A 20,807-nucleotide genomic window follows, 5' to 3' on the forward strand; every position below is an offset into this window, starting at 1 on the left:
CGTCAGCCCGCCGCGATCTCCGCGACGACGGCGCCCGTCACCTGCACGAGGTCGGCGGGCGCGATCTCCACATCCAGGCCGCGTTGCCCGCCGGAGACGTACATGAGCTCCGCGTCGAGAGCGGAGGAGTCCAGGACGACGGGGTGGGGCCGGCGCTGGCCCAGGGGCGAGACGCCGCCCCGCACGTAGCCGGTCCGGCGTTCGACGACGGCCAGATCGGCCAGGGCGAGCCGCTTGACGCCCAGCACCGCGGCGGCGGCCCGCAGGTCCAGTTGGCCGGACACGGGCACCACGCATGCGGCGAGCGCGCCGTCGGGGTCCGCCACCATCAGCGTCTTGAACAGGCGCTCGGCGGGCACGCTCAAGGCCCGGGCGACCTGGACGCCGAACCGCTCGCCGCCGGCGTCGAGGGCCACGTCGAAGGTGTGCAGCCGGTACGGGACCCCGGCGGCCTCGAGGGCGGCGACGGCCGGCGTGGCCGCCCCGTGCCGGGCGCCGCGATCCTTCTTGCGCTGGCCCACGGCGGACTCAGGCGATCCCGGCCTGCTCGCGCACGTTGCGCTTGATGCGGCCGAGCATGGCGGACATGCCGCGCAGCCGCAGGGGGGTGAGGGCCTTGGCCAGACCGAGGCGGGTGGGGATGTCCTCGGGCACGTCGAGGACCTCGAGGGCGCTCAGCCCGTCCAGGCCCTGGGTGAGCACGGAGGCGAAGCCGCGCGTGGTGGGCGCCTCCGGGGGAGCGGTGATGAAGAGGCGGACCGGGGCCTGCGGGCCGGGCTCCCCCTCGAGCTCGACAGCCAGGAACAGCGGGGTCTGACACTCCACGACCTGCTCCATCTCGGCCTCGTGGCCGTCGTAGCGCTCCGGCAGCGCCGGCAGCTCGTCCGAGAACTCCAGCAGCAGCTCGAGCTTCTCGGGATCGGGCACCCCGGCGAAGTCGTCGATGATCTCGGCCAGGGCGGCGGGCACGGCGTGGTTCTCGGTCATGGTGTCCCAGTCTAGTGATCCACGCCGTGCCGGGGCTCAGCGCGCGGGGGCCTCGCCCGGCTCTTCGCCGACGGCGATCGGCAGGCGCACGGCGTTGCCCCACTCGGTCCAGGAGCCGTCGTAGTTGCGGACGTCCTCGTGGCCGAGCAGGTACTTGAGCACGAACCAGGTGTGGGAGGACCGCTCGCCGATGCGGCAGTAGGCGATCACGTCGTCGCCCTCCTGCAGCCCGGCACCGGTGCGGTAGACCTGCTCCAGCTCGGCGCGGGACTTGAAGGTGCCGTCCTCGTTGGCCGCGGACGCCCACGGCACGGACGCCGCCGTGGGGATGTGGCCGCCGCGCAGGGTGCCCTCCTGCGGGTAGCCGGCCATGTGCGTGGTCTCGCCCGTGTACTCGGGACGGGAGCGGACGTCGATCAGCGGGGTGGTCCCGATGGCCTTGAGGACGTCCTCGCGGGCGGCGCGCTCGGTGTGGTCGTCACGCTCGATCACCGGGTACTCGGCCCGGGCCACGGTCGGGACCTCGCGGGTGGTCTCGCGTCCCTCCGCGATCCACTTGTCACGGCCGCCGTCCATCAGGCGCAGGTCCTCATGGCCGTAGAGGGTGAACACCCACAGGGCGTAGGCGGCCCACCAGTTGGACTTGTCGCCGTAGAACACCACCGTGGTGTCCCGGGAGATCCCCTTGGAGGCGGCGAGCTCGGCGAAGGCCTCGGGGCCGACGAAGTCGCGGCTGACGGGGTCGTTGAGCTCGGTGTGCCAGTCGACGCGCTGGGCGCCGGGGATGTGGCCGGTGGAGTAGAGGAGAGCGTCCTCGTTGGACTCGAGGACCACGACGTCCTCGTCGCCGACATGGTCGGCGACCCACTGCGTGGACACCAGCTTCTCGGGGTGGGCGTACTCGGAGAACTTCGCGGCGGTATCGGTCATGGCACTGCCTTCCTTCGCGTCGGGGCGGGCCCGCACGGGCCCGGGGCGGGCGGCACGACGACGGCGGGTTCCGTGTCCGTGCCCTGCGCGCCAGATTACGGCACGTCGGTGTCACGTAAGAGGGTAGGGGCCCCTCAGTCCGGGACACGCGAGGTCACATGGGTCGGGTCCACGGCCCGATAGCATGGCCCGGAATCCCCGTCGTCGACCCTGGGAGTGTCCCGTGGCTCAGATCGTCCACCTCGCCGACCGTTCGCCGCAGGTCACCCCGGACCAGCTGCTGGCCGGCTTCCACCCGTCGTACCGCTTCGGGACGGTGTCCTTCGACACCTACATCCCGGACCCCGCGCACCCCTCGCAGGCACAGGCCGTGGAGCGGCTGCGCCGGTTCGCGGCAGACCTCGGCCGGGGCGGCTCGGGCGGCGGGTTCCTCGGCGGCCTGTTCGGCGGGAAGAAGCGGGCGGCGGGGCCGGCCGGCATCTACCTCGACGGCGGCTTCGGCGTCGGCAAGACCCACCTGCTGGCCTCGACGTGGCACGCGGCCCCCGGGCCCAAGGCGTTCGGCACGTTCGTGGAGTACACCAACCTCGTGGGCGCCCTGTCCTTCCGCAAGGCGGTGGACCAGCTCAAGGAGTACACCCTCGTGTGCATCGACGAGTTCGAGCTCGACGACCCGGGGGACACCGTGCTGATGTCCCGGCTCATGCGCGAGCTGGCCGACGCCGGCGTGCGCCTGGTGGCGACATCCAACACCCTGCCGGGCTCGCTCGGCGAGGGGCGCTTCGCGGCGCAGGACTTCAAGCGCGAGATCCAGGTCCTGGCCGACCAGTTCGAGGTCATCCGCGTGGACGGCGAGGACTATCGCCACCGCGGCCTCTCTGCCGCTCCGTCGCCGCTGGACGACGCCGCCGTCGAGGCCACCGCCCAGGAGAACTTCCCCGACGCGGGCGTGCTCGCCGTGGACGACTTCGCGGACCTCACCGCGATGCTCTCCCGCGTGCACCCCTCCCGCTACCGCGAGCTCGTCAAGGACGTGGACGTGCTCGCCCTCCACGACGTGCACACCATCACGGAGCAGGCCACGGCCCTGCGCTTCGTGGTGTTCGCGGACCGCCTGTACGACAAGGACGTGCCCGTCCTCGCCTCCGGCGTGCCCTTCGACGCCCTGTTCACGCAGGAGATGATGCACGGCGGGTACATGAAGAAGTACTTCCGCACGGTCTCCCGCATGACCGCCCTGGTCCGGGAGGGCCAGACGGGCGTGGCCGAGCACAAGTGAGCCACCGCCCCTGACCGGCACGACGACGGCGCGCACCGAGGCGGGTGCGCGCCGTCGCCGGCCTACGCTCATGCCGCGGCGTCCTGCCGAAGCTCCGCCAGCGCGCGGCGCAGCGGTGCGGCCACCGGGTTGGCCAGGCGACCGGCGTAGAGCAGCGAGCCCGACGGGTCCGTCAGGTCCACCATCTGCGTGGCGTTCCGCAGCTGCAGCCGGTTCAGGCACGAGTGCGCGAAGTCCTCCGCGTCCAGGCCGAGGCGCCCCACATCCGCGACCCCCAGGGCCGTGTACTCGGCGAGGACCCGCCCCACCACGGCGTAGAACTCCTCCGCCGGCAGCAGGGCGTCCGCGTCCATCACGTCGGCCAGATGGCGCAGCACGCCGTCCAGCATGTCCGTGAAGAAGGAGAGGGAGAGGTCCTCGTCGGTCAGGTCGATGCGGATGCGCCGGGTCTGCTCCGTGAGCGGGACGCCGTCCGCGCCGACCACCACCTCCTCCCCGATGTCCTTGAGGAAGGCGCCGGTGACCCGTCCCTCACGCAGGCGGAGCACGATGTTCTCCCCGTGGGGCATGAACACGGTCGAGTGGGCGGCGGCCAGATGCACCAGCGGGGTCACGTAGGCCGTGAGCACCCCGTGCAGCCACTGCGCCGCCGTCAGCCCCGAGCGCTCGACGAGCGCCCCCGCCACGGAGCGGCCCTCGCCGTCCCGGTGCAGCAGCGCCGCCATGGTCATGACCCGCTCGCCCTCCGCCAGGCGCGGCAGCGGACTCTCCCGCCACAGGGCGGCGAGCATCTTCGTGCGAGGACCCTTCGAGCCCACGGCATGGAAGGCATCCCCGGTGTACCCGGCCGAGGCGTACTCCCGCAGCACCCCGAAGCCCCACCCCGCGAGCAGGGGGTCGGAGTCCACGAGGTCGGCCACCACCGCGTTGATCGCCGGGGTGACGGACATGTAGGCGGGGGAGAGGCCGCGCACGAACCCCATGTTCTGCACGGACAACGCCGTCTTCAGCTGCGGGGCGTGCGGGTCGCTCGCGTTGAACAGGGTGCGCACCGCCTGCATGGCCGTGAACGCGTCCGGGTCCTCGCCCACATGCACCAGCCGCCCCGCGGCGAGGTCGGGGGCGAACGCCACCTGGATCCGGTGCTCCCACTGCCACGGGTGCACCGGGATCAGCGTGTACGCCTCCGGATCGACGTCGAGCGCCGCCGCCCGCTTCGCCCACAGACCCGCCACCGCCTCGGTGATCGGCGCGGGCAGCGCCGGCACGGCGGCGCCCGCGCTCGCGGTCTCGGGCCAGGTCCACCGTCCCCCGAGCTCGGAGGGGAACGCGAGCCACACCGGGTGCAGCGCCTGCCCGCCCTCGGGAGCGAACATCGCGTATTCCGCGGCCCCCCAGCCGATGCGCCCGTTGGTGGCCACGAAGCCCGGGTGCCCCTCGCTCATGGCGGCCTCCACCGTCGTGTAGTCCGCGTCCACCAGGTCGGCGGCGGACGGGCGCTCGCCGGCCAGGGTGTGGCACCGGGCGGCGAAGGTGGAGGCGAGCTCCTCGAGATAGACGTCCAGCGCCTCGCCGGCCAGCCCGAGCACCTCGGCCGCGTCGAGGACGAAGCGGTCGACGGCCACCGCGTCCGGATCCCCGGCACGGCACACCGAGTCCGGATCCACGCCGAGGTGCTCGAGCGGGAGGGCACGCGCGGTGAACGTCCACCGCACCCCGCCCAGGGTGAGCGTGTAGGCGTGGCGGCCGGCGTCGTCGACCCGCGCGCCGCGCACCGGCGCGAACAGCCGCTCATGGGTGAACTCGCGGATCGCCTTGGCGACGAGCAGCCGGTGGGCGCGCCGGGCGGTCGGCGCCGTCAGCGCGTCCAGGCGGGACGGGGAGGACGGAGGGACGGTGGTCATGCGGACACATGCCTGTCGGGGGTGAGGAGGAGCGGGGGCTCGGGGAGGGTGAGGTCCAGCCCGGCGGCGAGGACGCCGATCCGGCTGACGGCGAAGGACTCGGGCGTGGCGATCGAGAGCATCGCCGTCTTGGATCCCAGCGCCACGGGCCCGAGCTCGGTGAACCCGGCGGCCAGGTTCTTCGCCCGGATGGCGGCGTTGCGCTCGTCCGGCTCGACGACGACACGCCGCGCCCCCGGCTGGGCCAGGCACCAGCGCACCACCGCGGCCATCACCAGGTCCGTGGTCCCGGGCACCGGGGTGTCCGTCGGGGCGACGAGCACGTGCAGGCCGACGTCGCCGGGCGCGCCCGCATACCGTCCGGCCAGCTCCGAGTGGGCCGGGTCGTAGACCTCCACCAGGAAGGTCGCGGTCCCGTCCACGAGCCCCACGTGCGCGTGGTGGTGCGGGTGCGCGGCGATCGCCTCGTACTCGGCCACGACGTCGGCCAGGCCCGCCTCCGTCATCTCCCAGTACACGGCGTGCGGGGACGTCACCCACCGGTGCAGCAGCGGATGGTCCTGCGCGCCCACGGGACGGAGCTCCACACGACGGGCCGCGCTCGCGGCCGCACCGTCCACGGTGGTCTGCGGCGGCGTCACGGCGCTCACCGGACGCCCGCCGCGACGGCGCCGAAGTCCTGGAACGCGATCGACTCGGCCTGCGCGTAGACCTCGCGGCCGGCGATCGTGCTGAGGATGCGGCCGCTGTGCTCCGCCGCCATGCCCAGGTCCGGGCCGGTGAGCCCCAGGGGCTGTTCGGCGGTGTTGTGCACGAAGATCCGGCGGCCGCTCACGTCGATCGCGTGGTCCGCGTTCGCCGTCGTCCGACCGTCCTCCGCGCGCAGCAGGTGCCGCACCGGCTCCAGGAACGGATGGTCCGGGTGGCGGTAGCCCGTGCCCGCGACGACACGGTCCACCACGTGCCGCCCGGTCACCCCGGTCTCCTCGTCGCGCAGGGTGACCTCCACCCGGGGCGCACCCGGGCCCGCGACCAGGCGGGCGTCCGTCACCGACGTGCCCGGCCACAGCCGGGCCGGGTCCAGCGGACCCACCTGGCGCTCGTACAGCGCGTGGTAGACGTCCTCGATCGTGTACTCGCTGATCCCCTTGTACAGGGACCGGTGGGACGCGTTGATCTCATCCCGCCGCGCCCGGGGCAGAGTGGCGAAGTGCCGCTCATAGTCCAGCGAGGTCAGCTCGAGCGTGAGCTGGCCGACCTCCATGCCGAAGAACCGGGGTGAGCGCGTGACCCACGTGAGGTCCGGGTGGCCCGCGTTCAGCAGGTCCAGGGCGCACTCCGCCGCCGACTGGCCGCTGCCCACCACCAGGACCGACCCGGCCCCGGCGATGTCCTCGCGACGGCCCATGTACTCACCCGTGTGCACCACGGGGGACGCGCCGACCCGGGCCGACTCCTCCGCGACGCGCGCGAGCGGCGCGGGCAGGGACGGCACCGTGCCCGTGCCCACCACCACGTGGTCGGCCCGGTGCGTGCTGGTCCCGGCCGCGGAGGCCGCCTCCACCACGAACTCGTCCGCCTGATCGTCCCACCGCACCGCCGTCACCGTGGTCGCGTAGGCGATGCCGGGCAGCTGGGCTGCCACCCACGCGCAGTAGTCTGAGAACTCCCGCCGCAGCGGGTACCAGGAACCCCGGATGTAGAAGCGGTGCAGCCGGCCCATCGCCTTGAGATACGCCAGGAACGAGTACGGGGAGGTCGGGTCCGCGAACGTCACCAGGTCCGCGAGGAACGGCACCTGGATCTGCGCGCCCGGCAGCATCATGCCCGGGTGCCACACGAACGCGTCGCGGCTCTCCACCACCTCCACCTCGACGTCGGGCAGCGGGTGGGCCAGCGCGGCCAGGCTCAGGTTGAACGGGCCCAGCCCGATCGCGAGCACGCGGCGGGGGGACGTGGACGCCGGGCTCATGCGCACACCCGCTCTCCGTGCTCGTCCACGCGCGCCGCGGACGGACGTGGCCCCGCCGAAGCGGGGAGCGTGCAGGACACGGCGACCGACGGGCCATGCGGACGGGTCCGCGCCACCCCGCGCCACCGATGACGGCTCGCCCGCACCGCGTCGACGTGCCGCAGCGCCGCCTCCTCCACGACGTCGACCAGCTCCTCCAGCTCGCCCGAGGTGACCGCGGGGTTCAGGATCGTGAACTTCAGATGGGGCACCCCGTCCACCACCGTCGTCGCGATCAGCGCGCGCCCGCCGGCCACGAGCTCCCGGTGCGTCGCCGCCTGCACCGCCGTGCACTCCTCCTCCGACAGTCCCTCGGCCCGCACCCGGAACAGCACTGTCACCAGCGTCGGATCCTCCAGCACCGCGAACGTCGGCCGGGCCCGCAGGATCCCGCACGCCTGCCGCGTGCGTTCGCGCGCCCCCGCGAACAGGGACACCACCGCCTCGGCCCCATGCTCACGCAGCGTCAGCCACAGCTTGAGCGAGTCGAACCGGCGGCTCGTCTGCAAGGACCGATCCGCCAGGTTCGGATGGACGCTGTCCTCCGGGTTCAGGTAGTCCGCATGCACCGTCACATGGCGCAGGCTCTCGGCGTCCCGCACCACCAGCGCGCTGCAGGCCAGCCCCACGTAGAACGTCTTGTGGAAGTCCATCGTCACCGAGTCCGCACGGTGCAGCCCCGGCAGCTCGTGGCGCGTCGCCGCGCTCGCGGCGAGGATCCCGCCCACGGCCGCGTCCGCATGGACCCACATCCCGTGGCGTTCGGCGACGTCGGCGATGGCCGGCAGCGGGTCGATGGCGCCGCGGTCGGTGGTCCCCAGCGTCGCGACGACGGCCATCGGCACGGCACCGGCGGCCACCTCACGTTCGACCGCCTCGGCCAGGGCCCCGGGGTCCAGACGCCCGGCGGCGTCGGTGGGGACGACGACCACGGCGTGGCGACCCAGCCCGAGCAGGCCGGCTGCCTTGGCGATGCTGTAGTGCGTGGCGGCGCTGACGAAGACGCGCAGCGAGCCGAGCACCTCGGCGGGCAGGTCGGCGAGCCCGGCGTGGCCGGTGAGGCGCTGCACGGCGCGGCCGCGGGCCAGCGTCATGGCCTGCAGGTTGGAGGCCGACCCTCCGGAGGTGAAGACGCCGTCGCCCGCGGCGAACCCGCACCAGCGTCCGACCTCGGCCAGGAGCCGCTGCTCCATGAGCGCCGCGGAGCGGGCCTGGTCCCAGGACTCGACCGCCGTGTTGAGCGCCCCGAGCACGGTGTCCGCTGCGGTGCTGGAGAGCAGGACCGGGCAGTTGAGGTGAGCGGCATAGCGCGGGTGGTGGTAGGCGGTGGTCTGGTGGGCGTAGAGCTCCGCGACCTCGGCGAGGGCGTCGTCGAGGCTGCCCGTCGGCTGCGAGAAGTTGACGGCGCCGACGGCGTCGGCCAGGTGCGTCGACGGGGTGTCCGGGTGGACCCCCGCGCGGTCGTAGGCGGTGTCGACGGCCACCCGGGCCGCCCTGCCGGTGGCGTCGAGGTAGGCGGCGGGATCGCCGAGTCCGAACAGGCGAGGGAGCATGGGAGGGCCTTCCGTGAGGGGGTCGTCGGCTCCGGGCGGCGTGCGCCACGGACGTCCCGCACAGTAGGGAAGCCTTACCTAAGAAAGCAAATACGCAACAATGACGTGACGTATTCAAAGGGAGGACTCCAGCAAAGGTGAGGCTCACCTATGCTGACCGGATGACGAGCTCCTCCGTCCTCCCCCCGCCTGCCGCCCGTCCCTCGCGTGTCGAGGCCCTGCAGATGAAGGCCTACCGCGGGCTCGCGGCCCTCGGCCAGGCGATGCCCGTTGACCGCGACGAGTATCCGCAGTGGACCATGACGGTCCGCGCCACGTGGCTGCTCGCCCCCCGGCTGCGTCGTCTCACGTTCGCCGCGGAGGAGTTCCGCACGTTCACCCCGCAGGGCTGCGACGAGTACTTCGGGCTGCTCACCCCGCCCCCGGGGCGGGCGCTCGTGATGCCCGATCCCGCGGCGCTCAATGCGCGGCGAGCGGTCGGGCGGATCCCCGAGGACGTGCGGCCGGATCTGCGGTGGTACACGGTCGCCGAGCACCGGCCCTCCGTCGGTGAGATCGACGTCGACGTCGTCGTGCACGACCATGCGGGCCCCGCCGGCACGTGGGCGCGCACCGCACGTCCGGGCGACGTCGCCGGCTTCCGCACCGGGACGGGCGCCTATCGTCTGCCGGCGGCGGGGGAGTCGCACCTCGTGGTGGGGGACGAGACCGCAGTCCCGAGCATCGCCGCCGCCCTCGCCGCGCAGCGTCGCACGCCGCGCGGGGGCCGGATGGACGTCGTCCTGGAGGTGCCCGGCCGTGACCACGTCCCCGCCCTCGAGGTCCCGGAGGGCGCCACGCTCACGGTCCTGCACCGCGGAGACGCCGTGCCGGGCGCCCTGCTCACGCCGCACCTCGAGGACCTCCCCGCCGCGCCCCGCGACCACGTGTGGGCGTGCGGCGAGCAGTCGCTCGCGACGGCGGCGCGGCGGGTGATCGTCCGCCGCGGCATCGCACCGAAGCGCGCGATCATGTTCAGCGGCTACTGGCGGGTGGACGGCCCGCGGCTCTGATCCCGTCCGACGGTCGGCGTCCGTGCTCCGAGCACGAGGCCGACCGCACGCCCCGGAACGACGAAGGGCCCCTCCGTCAGGAGGGGCCCTTCGTGTGTGGAGCGGATGACGAGATTCGAACTCGCGACCTCCACCTTGGCAAGGTGGCGCTCTAGCCAACTGAGCTACATCCGCCTGAGTCGATCCTCACGGATCGTCTCCGTGCGCGATACTGGGTTCGAACCAGTGACCTCTTCCGTGTCAGGGAAGCGCGCTACCGCTGCGCCAATCGCGCTCGTCCACCTCCGAGGAGGTGATGAACATGCCGCCACTCCCGGTCGGAGAAGCCTGCGAGGTCGGGACGGGATTCGAACCCGCGTATACGGCTTTGCAGGCCGCTGCCTCGCCTCTCGGCCACCCGACCAGGGGTGAAGGTTGAGCGAGCGGATGACGAGATTCGAACTCGCGACCTCCACCTTGGCAAGGTGGCGCTCTAGCCAACTGAGCTACATCCGCGTGTCGGTGCCGCCGGGATCGGCTCGTCCGAGCCGCTCACCTGCGTTTTCCAACGAGAAAGAACTCTAGGCCATCTCCGCCCGGATGCAAAATCGGCGTCGGCAGGCGTGTCGGGCCACTCCGTCGGGGGTCCGTGGACCCTGCCAGAATGGCTGACCATGACCCAGCCACGCCTCGCGCATCAGACCCCCCACGGACGCATGTACGCGCGCTCCCTCTCGGGCCTGCCCGAGGTCCCGTCCATCACCACCGTGATCGGCATGGAGAAGACGGACCTGGACGGCTGGGTCGGGTGGATGGCGGCCCAGTCCGTGACCCAGGATCCGCGCCTGGCGGAATCCGTGGGCTCCGCGGCGCGCCTGAAGCAGGTGGCCCGGCAGTCCGCCGACGCCGCCGCTCGCTACCGGGACGCCGCGGCCGAGCGCGGGGACCGCGTGCACGACTACGCCGAGCAGGTCGCCCAGCGTGCCCTCGGCCGCCCCCACACCATGGCGGAGGCCCGGGCCCGACTGATCGAGCATGGCGAGGGCGCCTACGCGGACCGCTTCGACGAGTGGTGGGACCTCTACGACGTCCGGCCGATCGCGGCCGAGATCACCGTCTGGAACCACACGGTGGGCTACGCGGGCACGCTGGACCTCGTCGCCCGGATCGGTGGCCGGCTGTGCCTGATCGACTACAAGACGAAGGGCACGGGGCGGGACGGACGGGTCAAGGCGCTCGACCCCAAGGTGGTCATGCAGCTGACTGCCGGCCTGAAGGCGGAGGAGTCCCTGGTGGACCCCGAGGCCGGCACCTGGGAGGAGTGGCGGCACGGTCAGGCCGAGATGCTGCTCGGCGTCGCCCTGGGGGAGACCGAGGTCGCCGTGCATCAGGCGAACCCGGGCGTGCTGCCCCGCCACTGGCACAAGTTCTGGGCCCTGCGCCAGGTCTGGAGGCACGCGCAGGCCGTGGACGACGCCGGACCTGCGCTCCGCGTCATCGGCCCGCCTCCGCCGTCGGTCCCGGCGTCGGCGGCCACCGGCCTGCAGGCCGTGCGCGCCGCGGCGTTCGGCGGCGGCTCCCACGCCGCCCCGGACGTGGCGCCCGACGGGTCGTCGTCGCGCCCGGCGTCCGCCGCCGAGGGCGGCGATAGGGTGACGGCGTGACCGTCCTGCCCGTCCGCACCGTCCCCGACCCCGTCCTGCGCACCGCCGCGTCGCCCGTCCCCGCGGGGGCGGACGTGCGCGCCCTCGTGACGGACATGATCGCGACGATGCACGCCGTCGGGGGCGTGGGCCTGGCCGCGCCCCAGGTGGGCGTGGGTCTGCGCGTCTTCGTGTTCGACGTCGCCGGCGTCGCCGGGCATGTGGTCAATCCCGTGCTCGAGACCGCCGGGCAGGCGCTGCGGGAGCCGGGCGAGGGGTGTCTGTCCGTGCCGGGGCTGCGCTACCACCCGGCGCGCGCCGCCGAGGCCGTCGTCCGCGGCACCGACGTGGACGGGAACCCGGTGGAGCACCGGGGGACCGGCCTGCTCGCCCGCTGCCTCCAGCACGAGACCGACCACCTCGACGGGATCCTCTACGTCGACCGTCTCGACGGCGAGGAACGCCGTGAGGCCCGCCGCCGCATGCGCGCCGGCGAGGTGGACCGCGCCGCTCGCCGCATCGGGGCCGCGCGCGCGGCCGCCGTCAGCTCGGCCTTCGGCGCCCCCGCCGCCGGAACAGGAGCCGCCCGATGACCGCCCCGACACCCCTGCGCGTGCTCTACGCCGGCACGCCCGAGACCGCCGTGCCCGTGCTTCGCGCCCTGCTCGACTCACCCCACGAGGTCGTCGGCGTGCTCACCCGGCCGGACGCCCCGGTCGGGCGCCGGCGGGTGCTGACCCCGTCGCCGGTCGCGGTCGTGGCCGAGGAGGCGGGCCTGCCCGTGCTCAAGGCCGACCGACTCCGCGGACCCGAGGGCGCCGATGCCCTCCAGGCGATGCGCGCGCTGGAGGCGGACGTGGCCGTCGTCGTCGCCTACGGGGCCCTCGTGCCCGCCGAGGCCCTGCAGATCCCGCGCCACGGCTGGCTCAACCTGCACTTCTCCGCGCTGCCGGCCTACCGCGGTGCCGCCCCCGTCCAGCGCGCCGTGATGGCCGGGGAGACCGAGATCGCCGCCGACGTGTTCCAGCTCGAAGAGGGCCTGGACACCGGACCCGTCTTCGCCCGCCTCACCCGCCCCGTCGCGGCCGACGAGACCGCCGGGGCCGTGCTCACCGACCTCGCCGAGCGCGGCGGCCCGCTCGTGATCGACGTGCTCGACCGCCTGGCGGACGGCACCGCGACGGCCACGCCCCAGCGCGGCGCACCCACCCACGCGCCGAAGCTCACGGCCGCAGACGGCCTGGTGGACCCCGCCCGCCCGGCGGCCGAGGTGGCCGCCCGGATCAACGGCGTCACCCCCGAGCCCGGCGCCTGGGGCTGGCTGACCGCGGGCGACGGCGCCGCCCCGGCCCGCTTCAAGCTCGACGGCGTCGCCCCGGTCCGCGCCGGCGACGACGGCTGGCCCCCCGCCCTCGACGCCGCGGTTCCCGGGCAGATCCTGGTGGCCGCGAAGGCCGCCTGGCTGCGCACCGCCGGGGGGGCCGTCCGGCTCTCCCGCGTCCAGCCGGCGGGCAGGAAGCTGATGCCGGCCGCCGACTGGGCGCGCGGCGCCGCCGCCGGGGCCGCGCTGCTGGCCGGGGAGGAGCTCGCCGACCACGAGGCGCAGGTCCGTCAGGAGGCCGCCGCCCGGGCGGCGGCACGCGAGGCCGCGCGGAACACCGCGGCACAGGACGAGGAGGCACGCGCATGAGCCGCGAAGGACAGCCAGGACGGGGCCGGGGCGAGCGAGGCGCCCGCGGGGAACGCGGCCGCGCACCCCGGTCGGACGCCCAGGACCGCCGCGACGCGCAGGGGCGCACCCGCAACCGGGGTCGCTCCGGCGCCGGGCGGAAGTACTCGGCGCAGGCGCCGTCGCAGCGCTCCCGCACCTCCGACCCGGCGCGCCGCGTCGCGTTCGGGGTGGTCCGCGCCGTCCACGCCGAGGACGCGTACGCGAACCTGGTCCTCCCGGCGCGCATCCGCCAGGCCCGCCTCGACCGGCGCGACGCCGGCTTCGCCACCGAACTCGCCTACGGCACCCTGCGCGGCCTCGGCCTGTACGACGCGATCCTGACCCGCTGCGTGGACCGCCCGCTCGAGAAGATCGACCCACCCGTGCTCGATGCCCTGCGGCTCGGCGCCCACCAGCTGCTGGGCATGCGCGTGCCCGCCCACGCCGCCCTCGACGCCACCGTCTCCCTCGTGCGGGCCGAGATCGGGGCCGGCGCCTCCGGGTTCGTGAACGCGGTGCTGCGTCGGGTCGCCGAACGGCCCCTCGAGGAGTGGCTGGCCGACGTCGCCCCCGCCGACGGCGGCGACGCCGCCCTGGCCGTCCGCGCCTCGCACCCGGTGTGGATCGTCCGCGCGCTGCGCCAGGCCTTGGCTGCCCACCGCGGCACTCGCCACATCGCCGACCGCGACGCCGAGCTGGCCGCCCTGCTCGAGGCGGACAACGCCCCGCCCGTGGTCAACCTCGTCGCCCTGCCCGTGGCCGGTGGGGCCGAGGCGCTCGCCGCGGCCCTCGACGACGGTGCCGAACCCGGGCGGCTGGCCCCGGACTCCGCCCTGCACTCCGGCGGCGACGCCGGCCGCCTGCCTGGGGTGCGCGAGGGCGTGCTCCGCGTCCAGGACGCCGGCTCCCAGCTCACCGCCCGGGCGCTGGCCCAGGCACCCGTCCCCGCGGCCGCGGGGCGGGCCGAGCGCTGGCTCGACCTATGCGCCGGCCCCGGCGGCAAGGCGGCCCTGCTGGCCGCCCTCGCCGCCGAGCGGGGTGCGACGCTCGTGGCCAACGAGGTCGCCCCGCACCGCGCCGACCTCGTCCGGCAGGCACTTGCCGCCGTGCCCGCCGACGCCTGGACCGTCCGGGTCGGGGACGGCCGCACGATCGCCGACGCCCCCGAGGCGGCCTCGGCGTTCGACCGCGTCCTCGTGGACGCCCCCTGCACCGGCCTCGGTGCGCTGCGCCGTCGCCCCGAGTCGCGCTGGCGCCGCACCCCGGCCGACCTCGCCGAGCTCACCGGCCTGCAGGCCGAGCTGCTCGACGCGGCGGTCACCGTCCTGGCCCCCGGCGGGGTGCTCGCCTACGTGACCTGCTCCCCGCACGTCGCGGAGACCGTCGTCCAGGTCCAGGACCTCGTGCGCCGCCACCCCGAGCTGGAGCTGCTCGACGCCGGCACCGCCCTCGACGCCGTCGCGCTCGACGATCTGCGCCTGGACGAGGCCGAACCCGCCGGCGGGCCGGAGCCGGGCGACGTGGTCGCCCACACGGCCCAGCTCTGGCCGCACCGGCACGGCACCGACGCCATGTTCCTGGCCCTGCTGCGCGCCCCCGGCGCCTGACCGAGAGGACCCGACCATGACCGCCCACGCCCCGCGCCTGCACCCCTCGATCCTGTCCGCGGACTTCGCCCGCCTCGCCGACGAGCTGGCCCGCATCCCCAGCGCGGACGCGGTGCACGTGGACGTCATGGACAACCACTTCGTCCCGAACCTCACCCTCGGCCTGCCCGTGGTCGAGGCGATCCGACGCGCCACGGACCTGCCGCTGGACCTCCACCTGATGATCGAGGATGCCGACCGCTGGGCGCCGGGCTACGCGGAGGCGGGGGCCGAGTCCGTCACCTTCCACGCCGAGGCCTCGGCGGCGCCCGTCCGGCTGGCCCGCGAGCTGCGCGCGGCCGGAGCGAAGGCCGGCATGGCGCTGCGGCCGGCGACCGCGGTCGAGCCCTACCTGGACATGCTCCCGGAGCTGGACATGCTCCTGCTGATGACCGTGGAGCCCGGCTTCGGGGGGCAGGCGTTCCTCGACGTCGTGCTGCCGAAGATCCGCCGGGCCCGCCGCGCCCTCGACGGCGGGCCCGTCCCGCTGGCCCTCCAGGTCGACGGCGGCGTGAACCGGGAGACCATCGAACGCGCGGCCGAGGCCGGGGCCGACGTGTTCGTGGCCGGCTCCGCGGTGTTCGGCGCCGAGGACCCCGACGCCGCCCTCGTCGGCCTGCGCACCGCCGCCGCCCGCGCCTGCCACTGAGCCCGGAGACGCGGTCGCCCGGCCGCCGCGCCGGACGTCGCCCGGCGTCGTCCGTCGTCCCCGGCCGGCCGGGCGTGCGATACTGCTGGACAGCAACGTGCTCCGAGATGCGGTGGAAGTCCGCACCGGCGGTGACAGCCCGCTAACCGCGCGGCCCGTCCTCATCCGAGGCGGTGCCGAGCGGCCTGACCGGTGGAATTCCGGTGCCGACCGTACAGTCGGGATGGGAGAGGCACGCGGCGGAGCCGTTCCGCGCCCTGCGCGGGAGGGCTGCGGAGCGCACCCCTCGGAGTCCCGATCCGAGGAGGTGGCGTCACGGTCATGGACTGGCTGGTGGACGCGTTCAACTGGACCATCCCGGTCGCCGGCGGCGGCCTGCTCATGCGCGAGGTGCTGGGCAACGTCTTCGGCCTCGCCTCCGCCCTGGGCGGCATGGCGCGCAGGGTCTGGGCCTGGCCCGTGGGCATCCTCGGCAACCTCATCCTGCTGACGGTCTTCCTCGCCTCCCTGTTCACGGGGGCCGACCACGCCACCCTGCTCGGCCAGGCCGGCCGACAGGTCATGTTCATCGCCGTCTCCGTCTACGGCTGGGCGCGCTGGCGTCAGGCCCGCCGGGGCCACGCCGAGGACGCCCCCGCCATCACCCCGGAGTGGGCCGGCTGGCGCGGGCGCGTGTTCCTCGTGACGGCCATGGCGGTCGGCACCGTCGCCCTCACCCCCGTGTTTCGCGCGCTGGGTTCGTGGGAGCCGGTGTGGGCGGACGCCTGGACGTTCGTGGGATCGCTGCTGGCGACCTATGGCATGGCGCGCGGCTGGGTGGAGTTCTGGCTGATCTGGGTGGCCGTGGACGTCGTCGGCGTGCCCCTGCTGTGGAGCACCGGCTACTACGCCTCGGCCGTGATGTACGCCTTCTACGGCGCCTTCACCCTGATCGGCTTCTTCGTGTGGCTGCGCGCCACGGACCGGGACAAGCCCGCCGTGGAGACGCTGCTGCCCGACGGCCCCGAGGGGGACGTCGCCCGATGAGCACCGCCGAGACCCCGTCCGCCGACCCCATGGACCTCGCCGTCCGCGCCGCGCTGCGCGGCGTGCGCGGCGCCAACCCCCTCGTCGGGGCCGTCCTGACCGATGAGGCCGGCCGCGTCCTGGCCGTCGGCCACCACCGCGGACGGGGGACCGCCCACGCCGAGGTCGACGCCCTGACCCGCTGGCGGGCCGCCCGTGCCGCGGATCCGGCCCTGGCCGCCCTCGACCCCGCCGGCCTGACGCTGCACGTCACCCTCGAGCCCTGCGACCACACCGGCAGCACCGGCCCCTGCTCGCAGGCCGTCCTGGACGCGGGGATCGGCGCACTGCGCTACGCCGTCGCGGACCCCACCGGTCACGACGGCGGCGGCGCGGCCCGCCTCGCCGCGCACGGGGTGCGCGTGACCGGCCCCACCGGCGAGGCGGCCGCCCTCGCGCTCTCCGCCCGCTGGCGCGAGGTCCGCGACGCGGGCCGCCCGTGGGTGACCGGGCACCTCGCCCAGTCCCTCGACGGCCACGCCGCGGCCGCCGACGGCACGAGCCGGTGGATCACCGGCCCGGACTCCCGCCTCCACGCCCACGAGGTGCGCTCCCGCGTCGACGCCATCGTCGTCGGCACGGGGACCGTTCTGGCCGACGACCCCCGCCTCACCGCCCGTGACGCCGCCGGCGCCGAACTCGCACACCAGCCCGTGCCCGTCGTCCAGGGTCACCGGCCCGTGCCCGACGGCGTCGCGCTTCGCCGCCACCCGGTGGTGCTGGAGGTCCCCGACCACGATCCGCACGCCGTCCTCGCCGCGCTCGCCGCCCATCCCGGGCCCTGGCCCCACGGCCGCCGCGCCGAGCACGTGCTCATCGAGGGCGGGCCCCGCGTGCTCGGCGCGTGGCTGCGCGCCGGCCTCGTGGACGAGCTCATGGTCTACACCGCGCCCCTGCTGCTCGGCCCGGGCCGCGCCGCCGTCGCCGGCCTGGGGGTCGCCACGCTGTCCGAGGGACTGCGCTGGCACTCCGACCCCGCGGAGGGCGGCCCCGTCCGTGTCCTCGGGGACGACGTCTGGACCCACCTGAGCCCGGTGCCGGCCCCTCACCTGCCCACCGCCCCCGCCCCCACCCGTTTCCAGGAGGACTGAGTGTTCACCGGCATCGTCACCCACCTCGGCACCGTCGTCTCCCTCGAGCACGACGCGGCCGCCGACACCGCCCTGCTGACCCTCGACGCCGGCGGCGCCCTCGACGGGCTGCCCGCCGGCGGCTCGCTCGCCGTCGACGGCGTGTGCCTCACGGCCCTCGACGGGCCTGCGGAGCGCCCCGGCGTGTTCCGCGCCGACCTCATGGGCCAGACGCTGCGGATGACCAGCCTCGGCGACCGCGCCCCGGGGGACCGGGTCAACCTCGAGCGCTGCCTGCGCCCCACCGACCACCTGGACGGGCACGTGGTCCAGGGCCACGTGGACGGTACCGGCGAGGTCCTCGCGGTCACCCCGCACGGGGCCTGGACCACCCTGCGCATCGGCCTGCCCGCCCGCCTGGCCCGCTACGTCCCCGCGCAGGGGGCCATCGCCCTGCAGGGCGTCTCCCTCACCGTCACCGCCGTCTCCGACCCGGGCGCGGCCGCGCACTGGTTCGAGGTCGGCATCATCCCGGCCACGCTCGAGGCCACCACCTTGGGCGTCCTGCGGCCGGGCGACCGCGTCAACCTCGAGACCGACGTGCTCGCCCGGTACGCCGAGCGTCTCGCGCTCATCCCCTCCGCCCCCGCCGCACCCACCGAGGAGGCCCGCCCGTGAGTGAGCACATCCGCCTGGACCCCGTCCCCGCGGCGATCGCCGCGATCGCCGCCGGCCGGCCCGTCGTCGTCGTGGACGACGCCGACCGCGAGAACGAGGGAGACCTGATCTACGCGGCCGCCCTGGCCGCCGACGAGGTCACCGCCTTCACGGTGCGCCACACCTCCGGCGTCATCTGCGCCCCCATGCCCGCGCCGTGGGCGGACCGGCTGGAGCTGCCGCCCATGACCACCGTCAACGAGGACCCCAAGGGCACCGCCTACACCGTGTCCGTGGATGCCGCCGCCGGCGTCACCACCGGCATCTCCGCCGCCGACCGCACGCAGACCCTGCGCGTGCTTGCGGGGGAGGAGTCGACCCCCGGTGACCTGACCCGGCCCGGTCACGTGTTCCCCCTGCGCGCCGTCCCCGGCGGCGTCCGGGCCCGCCGCGGCCACACCGAGGCCGGCGTCGAGCTGTGCCGCCTGGCCGGCGTCGCGCCCGTGGCCGCCATCGCCGAGCTCGTCCACGACGACGGCACCATGATGCGCCTGCCCGCCCTGCGGGAGTTCTCCGACGAGCACGGCCTCGCGCTGATCTCCATCGAGGACCTCGTGGCCCACCTGGAGGAGACGACGCCGGCCCTGACCGCCGTCCCCGCCGAGGCCACCCTGCCGACCCGGCACGGCCTGTTCCGCGTGAGCGTGCACGTGGACGCCGAGACCGGGGCCGAGCACCTGCTGCTCGTGGCGGGCGAGACCGACCCGGAGCGTCCCCTCACCGTCCGCGTGCACTCGGAGTGCCTCACCGGCGACGTCCTCGGCTCCCTGCGCTGTGACTGCGGCCCCCAGCTCGAGGACGCCCTGGCCCGCGCGGCGACCGAGGGCGGCGCCGTCCTCTACCTTCGGGGCCACGAAGGACGCGGCATCGGCCTGGCCAACAAGATCCGTGCCTACCGGCTCCAGGAGGAGGGGATGGACACCGTCGAGGCCAACCTCGCCCTCGGTCTGCCCGCCGAGGCGCGCGACTGGGCCGGGGCCGCCGCCGTCCTCACGGCCGCCGGCCATCGGCGCATCCGCCTCGTCACCAACAACCCCGCGAAGGTCGCGGGGCTGCGGGCGGCCGGCATCGACGTCGTCGAGCGTGTCCCGGCCCCCACGCCCGTCACCGAGCACAACGTCGTCTACCTGCGCACCAAGCGGGACCGGATGGCCCACGCCCTGGCGGATCGCGTGCTCGCACCGCCGACGGCCACCGGTGGCCCCGCCACGCCGGTCGATGACCCGACCACCGACCCGACCCACCCCACCCACCAGGAGGACACCCCATGAGCGGCGCCGGAGCCCCGACCTTCACCCCCGACCCCGCCGCTGCGAGCGGCCTGGACGTGGCGATCGTCGCCGCCCAGTGGCACACGGAGATCATGGACGGGCTGATCGCCGGGGCGCAGGCCGCCGCGGCCGACCTGGGCCTGAACCCCGCGCTCGTGCGCGTGTCCGGCACCGTCGAGCTCACCGTCGCTGCGGCGCGGCTGGCGGAGCGCTTCGACGTCGTCGTGGTCCTCGGCGTCGTGGTGCGCGGGGACACCCCGCACTTCGACTACGTGTGCCAGTCCGTGACCCAGGGCGTGACGGAGGTCTCGGTGCGCACAGGCGTTCCCGTGGGCTTCGGCGTGCTCACCGTGGACACCGAGCAGCAGGCCCGCGACCGGGCGGGCCTGCCCGGATCCCGCGAAGACAAGGGCCGCGAGGCCCTCGAGGCGGCGGTGCTCACCGAGCTCGCCCTGCGCTCGGTCACGCCGCGGGACTGAGGGTGGCCGGGCGGGGCTGCCTGGTGAGCCGGCTGCTCTTGACGGGGACCCTGTCCCAGGGGCCGGTGGGGGTGAGCGCAGGCCGGTCAGCCGTGCCCGTCCGGAACGCCGGCAGCCGCTCGCCGTCATGGATGGGCTCATCAGGGCCTCCCAGCCGGGGGACCCGACGGTCGAGGCGGAGAGCGAAGCCCCCGCCCATCGGCTCGGACTATCGAGATCACATCGCTCCCAAGGATCAGACCGTCGCAGTCGAGGAGCGGCGCGAGACCGGGCTGTTGCTCACCCCCCTGGTGCCGGCCCGCTCCATCGTCCCCAAGGCGCGTCTGGCCTGCGACTGGCTAGGCCGCTACGAGAAGGGCGAGCCCCCAAGTCCCGGCCCCCGGAGCGGTGATCCCCGCAGAACCGGCAACAGCCTCGGACCCGACCAGCGGGTACGCGCCCCTGGCCCGGCGTGGGGCGCCGACCGTGGCGCTGAACGTGCGGGTGCCCGAAGCGATCCGCGACGTGGTGCGTCGAAAGGCCGCAACGAACCCGGCAACGCCCGGCCAAGCAGCAGTCATCGAGGCCTTGGTCCGCCCGCACCTGATGCACTGACCGGTGCGACAGGTCGAGGGGTCTGAGCTGATCCTCCAGGCCATCGGCGACGCCTATCCCTTCCAGGGCTGAGGACCCCTGTGCGTCCTGGGTGCTGGCCCCGTGTTCCCTGCGCAACGTGGGCAGGCTGAAAGGCGTCTGCTACAAACCCTGCTGGGGCCGGTGTTGTGGCGCACTGATTGACGTCAGTCTTCGGCCGTCTGGCTGTGACTGTTGCAGGTATGTGGCGGCATTCTTGCTGAGATACGTGGCGGCAAGGACCGTCCA

Annotated in this window: 20 protein-coding genes, 4 tRNA genes and 1 riboswitch; of the genes, 13 read left to right on the forward strand and 11 right to left on the reverse strand. The window is 74.7% G+C overall.

Annotation, left to right across the window (positions count from 1 at the left end):
- Positions 1–2 precede the first annotated feature (2 nt).
- The 3 genes from ybaK to AC3RKA_RS05140 are packed head-to-tail and all read right to left on the reverse strand — an operon-like array spanning position 3 to position 1,917.
- A complete protein-coding gene (gene ybaK, locus AC3RKA_RS05130; RefSeq protein ID WP_004167586.1) occupies positions 3–521 on the reverse strand; it encodes a Cys-tRNA(Pro) deacylase in 519 nt (172 codons plus the stop codon).
- Between the two features lie 7 nt (positions 522–528).
- A complete protein-coding gene (locus AC3RKA_RS05135; protein ID WP_004167585.1) occupies positions 529–987 on the reverse strand; it encodes a SufE family protein in 459 nt (152 codons plus the stop codon).
- Between the two features lie 36 nt (positions 988–1,023).
- Entirely contained in the window at positions 1,024–1,917 is an 894-nt protein-coding gene (locus tag AC3RKA_RS05140) for a sulfurtransferase (protein WP_004167584.1), read from the reverse strand.
- A gap of 223 nt (positions 1,918–2,140) precedes the next feature.
- Between AC3RKA_RS05140 and zapE the strand changes: the two genes are divergently transcribed.
- The gene (gene zapE / locus AC3RKA_RS05145; RefSeq protein WP_004167583.1) at positions 2,141–3,196 is read left to right on the forward strand and encodes a cell division protein ZapE; all 1,056 of its coding nucleotides are present in this window, start codon (positions 2,141–2,143) and stop codon (positions 3,194–3,196) included.
- A 68-nt stretch (positions 3,197–3,264) separates the two neighbouring features.
- Here the strand turns inward: zapE and AC3RKA_RS05150 are convergent, their stop codons facing one another.
- The 4 genes from AC3RKA_RS05150 to AC3RKA_RS05165 are packed head-to-tail and all read right to left on the reverse strand — an operon-like array spanning position 3,265 to position 8,664.
- Positions 3,265–5,100: an IucA/IucC family protein gene (locus AC3RKA_RS05150; RefSeq protein WP_004167581.1), complete on the reverse strand. Its 1,836-nt coding sequence runs from the start codon at positions 5,098–5,100 to the stop codon at positions 3,265–3,267.
- On the reverse strand, positions 5,097–5,750 hold the full coding sequence (locus AC3RKA_RS05155) for a GNAT family N-acetyltransferase (protein ID WP_004167580.1): 654 nt from the start codon (positions 5,748–5,750) through the stop codon (positions 5,097–5,099). The genes AC3RKA_RS05150 and AC3RKA_RS05155 overlap by 4 nt, the downstream gene beginning before the upstream one ends.
- Positions 5,747–7,072 (reverse strand): lysine N(6)-hydroxylase/L-ornithine N(5)-oxygenase family protein, encoded by a 1,326-nt coding sequence (locus AC3RKA_RS05160; RefSeq protein ID WP_036334558.1) that lies wholly within the window; start codon positions 7,070–7,072, stop codon positions 5,747–5,749. Before AC3RKA_RS05160 ends, AC3RKA_RS05155 begins: the two co-directional genes overlap by 4 nt.
- Positions 7,069–8,664: a pyridoxal phosphate-dependent decarboxylase family protein gene (locus AC3RKA_RS05165; protein ID WP_004167578.1), complete on the reverse strand. Its 1,596-nt coding sequence runs from the start codon at positions 8,662–8,664 to the stop codon at positions 7,069–7,071. Before AC3RKA_RS05165 ends, AC3RKA_RS05160 begins: the two co-directional genes overlap by 4 nt.
- Positions 8,665–8,825: 161 nt before the next feature.
- On the opposite strand from AC3RKA_RS05165, the gene AC3RKA_RS05170 reads away from it, so the two are divergent.
- Complete coding sequence (locus AC3RKA_RS05170) at positions 8,826–9,716, forward strand: siderophore-interacting protein (protein WP_049147987.1); 891 nt, start codon at positions 8,826–8,828, stop codon at positions 9,714–9,716.
- 97 nt (positions 9,717–9,813) lie between these two features.
- Here the strand turns inward: AC3RKA_RS05170 and AC3RKA_RS05175 are convergent.
- The 4 genes from AC3RKA_RS05175 to AC3RKA_RS05190 all read right to left on the reverse strand — a co-directional run bounded on the left by AC3RKA_RS05175 (position 9,814) and on the right by AC3RKA_RS05190 (position 10,211).
- Positions 9,814–9,890, reverse strand: a tRNA-Gly gene (locus AC3RKA_RS05175).
- Positions 9,891–9,918: 28 nt separating this feature from the next.
- Positions 9,919–9,990 (reverse strand) — tRNA-Val (locus AC3RKA_RS05180).
- A 58-nt stretch (positions 9,991–10,048) separates the two neighbouring features.
- A tRNA-Cys gene (locus AC3RKA_RS05185) sits at positions 10,049–10,119 on the reverse strand.
- An 18-nt stretch (positions 10,120–10,137) separates the two neighbouring features.
- A tRNA-Gly gene (locus AC3RKA_RS05190) sits at positions 10,138–10,211 on the reverse strand.
- Positions 10,212–10,369: 158 nt separating this feature from the next.
- On the opposite strand from AC3RKA_RS05190, the gene AC3RKA_RS05195 reads away from it, so the two are divergent.
- From AC3RKA_RS05195 to AC3RKA_RS05245, 11 genes are all read left to right on the forward strand, one after another.
- Positions 10,370–11,359, forward strand: coding sequence for a PD-(D/E)XK nuclease family protein (locus AC3RKA_RS05195; RefSeq protein ID WP_004167576.1), 990 nt, complete (start codon positions 10,370–10,372; stop codon positions 11,357–11,359).
- On the forward strand, positions 11,356–11,931 hold the full coding sequence (gene def / locus AC3RKA_RS05200; RefSeq protein ID WP_004167575.1) for a peptide deformylase: 576 nt from the start codon (positions 11,356–11,358) through the stop codon (positions 11,929–11,931). Before AC3RKA_RS05195 ends, def begins: the two co-directional genes overlap by 4 nt.
- Entirely contained in the window at positions 11,928–13,028 is a 1,101-nt protein-coding gene (locus AC3RKA_RS05205) for a methionyl-tRNA formyltransferase (RefSeq protein WP_004167574.1), read from the forward strand. The genes def and AC3RKA_RS05205 overlap by 4 nt, the downstream gene beginning before the upstream one ends.
- Positions 13,025–14,656 (forward strand): RsmB/NOP family class I SAM-dependent RNA methyltransferase, encoded by a 1,632-nt coding sequence (locus AC3RKA_RS05210; protein ID WP_004167573.1) that lies wholly within the window; start codon positions 13,025–13,027, stop codon positions 14,654–14,656. The genes AC3RKA_RS05205 and AC3RKA_RS05210 overlap by 4 nt, the downstream gene beginning before the upstream one ends.
- Positions 14,657–14,672: 16 nt before the next feature.
- Positions 14,673–15,344, forward strand: coding sequence for a ribulose-phosphate 3-epimerase (gene rpe, locus AC3RKA_RS05215; RefSeq protein ID WP_004167572.1), 672 nt, complete (start codon positions 14,673–14,675; stop codon positions 15,342–15,344).
- 94 nt (positions 15,345–15,438) lie between these two features.
- Positions 15,439–15,583, forward strand: a riboswitch (FMN riboswitch).
- A gap of 82 nt (positions 15,584–15,665) precedes the next feature.
- Complete coding sequence (gene pnuC, locus AC3RKA_RS05220) at positions 15,666–16,370, forward strand: nicotinamide riboside transporter PnuC (protein WP_004167571.1); 705 nt, start codon at positions 15,666–15,668, stop codon at positions 16,368–16,370.
- Positions 16,367–17,500 (forward strand): bifunctional diaminohydroxyphosphoribosylaminopyrimidine deaminase/5-amino-6-(5-phosphoribosylamino)uracil reductase RibD, encoded by a 1,134-nt coding sequence (ribD, locus tag AC3RKA_RS05225; protein ID WP_004167569.1) that lies wholly within the window; start codon positions 16,367–16,369, stop codon positions 17,498–17,500. The genes pnuC and ribD overlap by 4 nt, the downstream gene beginning before the upstream one ends.
- On the forward strand, positions 17,501–18,157 hold the full coding sequence (locus AC3RKA_RS05230) for a riboflavin synthase (protein ID WP_004167567.1): 657 nt from the start codon (positions 17,501–17,503) through the stop codon (positions 18,155–18,157).
- Complete coding sequence (locus tag AC3RKA_RS05235) at positions 18,154–19,467, forward strand: bifunctional 3,4-dihydroxy-2-butanone-4-phosphate synthase/GTP cyclohydrolase II (RefSeq protein ID WP_002855771.1); 1,314 nt, start codon at positions 18,154–18,156, stop codon at positions 19,465–19,467. Before AC3RKA_RS05230 ends, AC3RKA_RS05235 begins: the two co-directional genes overlap by 4 nt.
- Positions 19,464–19,946, forward strand: a complete 483-nt coding sequence (ribH, locus tag AC3RKA_RS05240; protein WP_002855769.1) for a 6,7-dimethyl-8-ribityllumazine synthase — start codon at positions 19,464–19,466, stop codon at positions 19,944–19,946. The genes AC3RKA_RS05235 and ribH overlap by 4 nt, the downstream gene beginning before the upstream one ends.
- A 465-nt stretch (positions 19,947–20,411) precedes the next feature.
- Entirely contained in the window at positions 20,412–20,540 is a 129-nt protein-coding gene (locus AC3RKA_RS05245; RefSeq protein WP_002855768.1) for a hypothetical protein, read from the forward strand.
- The last annotated feature ends 267 nt before the right edge of the window (positions 20,541–20,807 follow it).

Source organism: Micrococcus sp. iso_229 (assembly GCF_058072725.1).